Genomic DNA, 3,816 nt, shown 5'->3' on the forward strand with positions numbered 1-3,816 from the left:
AATCTAAAATCTAAAATCTAAAATCTAAAATCCTCAAGAAAGAGCATTTATCCGTGGGGTCAATCTAAAATCTAAAATCTAAAATCTAAAATCTAAAATCGATTGACGCACCCTACGACTAATTGGCTTAGTAAGGTGCGTCAGCGAGGTTTCTTTTATCGGTAATTGAGAGACTCTCTGCTGACCAAGAATTTCTTGATGGTACCCGCCACGTGATTTATCCGTGGAATCAATCTAAAATCTAAAATCTAAAATCTAAAATCTAAAATCCTCAAGAAAGAGCATTTATCCGTGGGGTCAATCTAAAATCTAAAATCTAAAATCTAAAATCTAAAATCGATTGACGCACCCTAGGACTAATTGGCTTAGTAAGGTGCGTCAGCTAGGTTTCTTTTATCGATAATTGAGAGACTCTCTTCTGACCAAGAATTTCTTGATGGTACCCGCCACGTGATTTATCCGTGGAATCAATCGAAAATCGAAAATCGAAAATCCTCAAGAAAGAGCATTTATCCGTGGGGTCAATCTAAAATCTAAAATCTAAAATCTAAAATCGATTGACGCACCCTACGACTAATTGGCTTAGTAAGGTGCGTCAGCTAGGTTTCTTTTATCGGTAATTGAGAGACTCTCTTCTGACGCACCCTACGACTGACATACCCTACGACTAATTTCTAATTGCTAGTTTTAATTTTTTGTCAGGGGATAGCTATCTGCTGGCGACGCCGACCATTCCCACATCGAGCCTGCATAATTCCTAGCATAAAATCCCAATTTTGTCAAGACACAAGTCAACCATGCAGAGCGAATTCCCCCACTACAATAACTCACAATTTGAGTTGACTGCGAAACTCCTTTCTGATGCAAAATAGCGACAATTTCTCCACGACTCAGCAGTTGTCCCTGTTTGTCCATCAACTGTTTGTAGTAAAGGTGAACCGCACCGCGAATGTGGCCGCCCCGCTGTTCTCCGTAAGGCGTTTTACCTGCATATTCTCGCCGCTCTCTGGCGTCGATAACTACTAAATTATCATTGCCTAAAATAGCTTTCAATTCATCCCGTTGAATTTCCCAATTCGAGCGGCGAAATATTACAAAATCTCCTGTTTTTCGTGGATTGTTTGCAGCTTTTACTCGATTAATTCCAGCTTTGATTAAAGCTCGATATCCTCCATCTACAAAAACGGCTTTTTCGTGTCCCAAAGTCCGCAACATCCAAACAATTCGCCCGTCTTCGCCCCAACCTTTAACCGGATCGGCAACGACTATGACAGGTTTGTCTTGACAAATGCCAATTGCTCGAAGTTTTTGAGTTAAAACTGTGTTATTTTCGATAATTTTTCCCTTGTGGGGAAAGTGCGATTGAGAAAATTCCTGCCAAGTTACGGGAACAGCTTTCGGGAGGCGGCAAAACCACTTTAAAATAGGTTCGCGAGCATCTAGAACAGTAGCTTCTTGTTCCAGCAATTGCTTAGCTAAATCAGCGCTTACTATCCAGTTGTCGAACAAATTAAACATGATTTATCGAGGAACTTCTGTCGTATTAGCACCGCAGGCTAAAGTACCATTATTATTAATAGGATTAGCTGGTTGAGCCGTGCTAGCAGCATTAGTTTGACACAGGATTCTGACTGTTGTGATTCCTGGGGTAGTATCCATTAAAAAAACTCCTTCCACCAAACGTCGGATTCTGACTGTTCTGTCTGTGGTAACATCTCCTATTAAAAAAACTCCTCCCACAAAACTTTTGAGCTTACCTTGCTTCGAGACTCCGTAGTTAAATACAGCTTTGTTTTCCGTACTAATTGAGTATTTGTAATTCGCAGTTTCCGATCTAATACCAAGACCTAGATTGGGAACGGAATTTGTAAATTCACCATTCTCAGCATAGTAAGCTTGCTGAGCTTTATTCATTGAGTTAACATATTGTTTGCCTTCTGTTTCATCTGCTTCAGAGGCTTTAACCGTTGGTGATAATTGAGAAACTTCTATCGTATTAGCACCGCAGGCTAAAGTACCATTATTATTAGTAGGATTTGCTGGCTTGGTCGTGCTAGCAGCATTAGCTTGACACAGAATTTTTTGGATGGTATTTTCTATTAAAAAAACTCCTCCCACAAAACTTTTGAAATTAGGGTTGCGCGAAACTCCATAACTAAATACAGCATTGTTTTCCGTACTAATTGAGTATTTGTAATTTGCAGTTTCAGATTTTATGCCAAGACCTAAATTGGCAACAGAATTTGTAAATTCGGCAGTTTCAGCATAGTAACCTTGCTGAGCTCTATTCATCCAGCTAACATATTGTCTGGCTTCTAATTCCTCAGCTTTAACCGTTTGTGAAACTTGAGCTTCCGAGACTGGACTGAAAACAAATGGCAGAGTTAGAGCTGCGATCGCAACTTTAAGCTGCCAGTTGCTGCTATATATCCTGCTTAATTTCACAGATACCAGGTGGAATGAGCAGTTGAGAAACATATAATTAAACTAATTGTTTTGCCTGAAACTGTTTCAATGCCCCAGGAGTAACCGTGCCGTGTTCTGTGATTATTCCTGAGATTAATTCCGCAGGAGTTACGTCAAAAGCGGGATTGTAAAATTCGACTCCCACAGGACAAATTTGGGTAGTTCCAACTTGATACATTTCCACTGGATCGCGTTCTTCAATGGGGATTTTGCTGCCGTCGGAAAGTTCAAAATCAATTGTTGACAGAGGCGCGGCGACAAAAAACGGGACGTTGTGAGCTTTGGCAACAATTGCTAAACTGTAAGTGCCAATTTTATTTGCTGCATCGCCATTAGCAGCGATTCTATCTGCACCGACAACTACTGCATGAATCATGCCGAGTTTCATGCAGTGAGCGGCCATATTGTCTGCTATTAATGTGACTGGAATTCCTTCTTGCACGCATTCCCAAGTGGTGAGTTTTGCACCTTGGAGACGCGGCCGAGTTTCGTCTGCAAAAACTCTTCCGAGTCTTCCTTCTCGCCAAGCAGAACGAAATACACCTAAAGCAGTTCCGTAGCCGGCTGTTGCTAATGCACCGGCATTGCAGTGAGTTAGTAAGTTCAATTTTTCGGGTGTGGCGGGCAGAACTTCTAAGCCTTTGTCGCCGATATCTTTACAAGTTTGCAAGTCTTCTGCTTGAATGGTTTTAGCCATTTCTAACAAAGTTTTTTGGATTTGTTCGACGGAACCGCTAGTTCGATCGGCTGTTTTGAGCATTCGCGATATCGCCCAAAACAAATTAACCGCAGTGGGACGGGTCGATCGCAATAACTCGCCAACTTGTTCTAGTTTAGTTAAAAACTCGGTGCGATCGCCCGTTTCGATTTCCCTCGCCCCCAAATACATCCCGTAAGCTGCTGCTACCCCGATCGCCGGAGCACCTCGGACTATCATAGTTTTAATCGCCTCAGCCATATCTTCGCAGCGGCTAATTTCGACTACACCGTATTCTTTCGGCAGTCGGTTTTGGTCAATTAGCAGAACTCGGTCTTCTATCCAAGTGACGGGGGAAACTGGGGAGTTTTGAGCAGTCATTGATTTCAATTATGTGAGGGACAAGTTTCTATGATGCCATGTTAGCGGCTATTCCTCTATGTTATGAGGGACACGCTGGATTTGCCAAAATCCCAGTCCTGCGGTTTTATATTTGAGATTGAAGAATTGCTGGATACTTACCACTCTCTGGGTTGGGAATTTGCTTAGAGTTGCATTCTTTTTCACAAATTTGTACGGCTCTCCTGAACTTGTGGTTATAATTTTATCTAATCAGAGAAGCAAGCTAATACGCGATTTCTAAAATTATTAAA

At 41.7% G+C, this 3,816-nt stretch carries 3 protein-coding genes; all 3 read right to left on the reverse strand.

Features of this window, described 5'->3' with window-relative positions:
* Positions 1–687 precede the first annotated feature (687 nt).
* From QUA56_RS36255 to mtnA, 3 genes are read right to left on the reverse strand one after another with little or no spacing between them, the layout of a single operon-like run.
* The gene (locus tag QUA56_RS36255; RefSeq protein ID WP_333368789.1) at positions 688–1,518 is read right to left on the reverse strand and encodes a rhodanese-like domain-containing protein; all 831 of its coding nucleotides are present in this window, start codon (positions 1,516–1,518) and stop codon (positions 688–690) included.
* Between the two features lie 3 nt (positions 1,519–1,521).
* Entirely contained in the window at positions 1,522–2,445 is a 924-nt protein-coding gene (locus tag QUA56_RS36260; protein ID WP_333368792.1) for a type IV pilin-like G/H family protein, read from the reverse strand.
* Between the two features lie 37 nt (positions 2,446–2,482).
* On the reverse strand, positions 2,483–3,544 hold the full coding sequence (gene mtnA, locus QUA56_RS36265) for an S-methyl-5-thioribose-1-phosphate isomerase (RefSeq protein WP_333368795.1): 1,062 nt from the start codon (positions 3,542–3,544) through the stop codon (positions 2,483–2,485).
* Between the last annotated feature and the right edge of the window lie 272 nt (positions 3,545–3,816).

The sequence above is a fragment of the Microcoleus sp. N3A4 genome (assembly GCF_036701805.1).
Lineage (GTDB): Bacteria > Cyanobacteriota > Cyanobacteriia > Cyanobacteriales > Microcoleaceae > Microcoleus.

Coding starts and splice junctions, on each gene's coding strand:
- mtnA (WP_333368795.1), bottom strand. CDS start 3,544: ATGACTGCTCAAAACTCCCCAGTTTCCCCCGTCACTTGGATAGAAGAC.
- QUA56_RS36255 (WP_333368789.1), bottom strand. CDS start 1,518: ATGTTTAATTTGTTCGACAACTGGATAGTAAGCGCTGATTTAGCTAAG.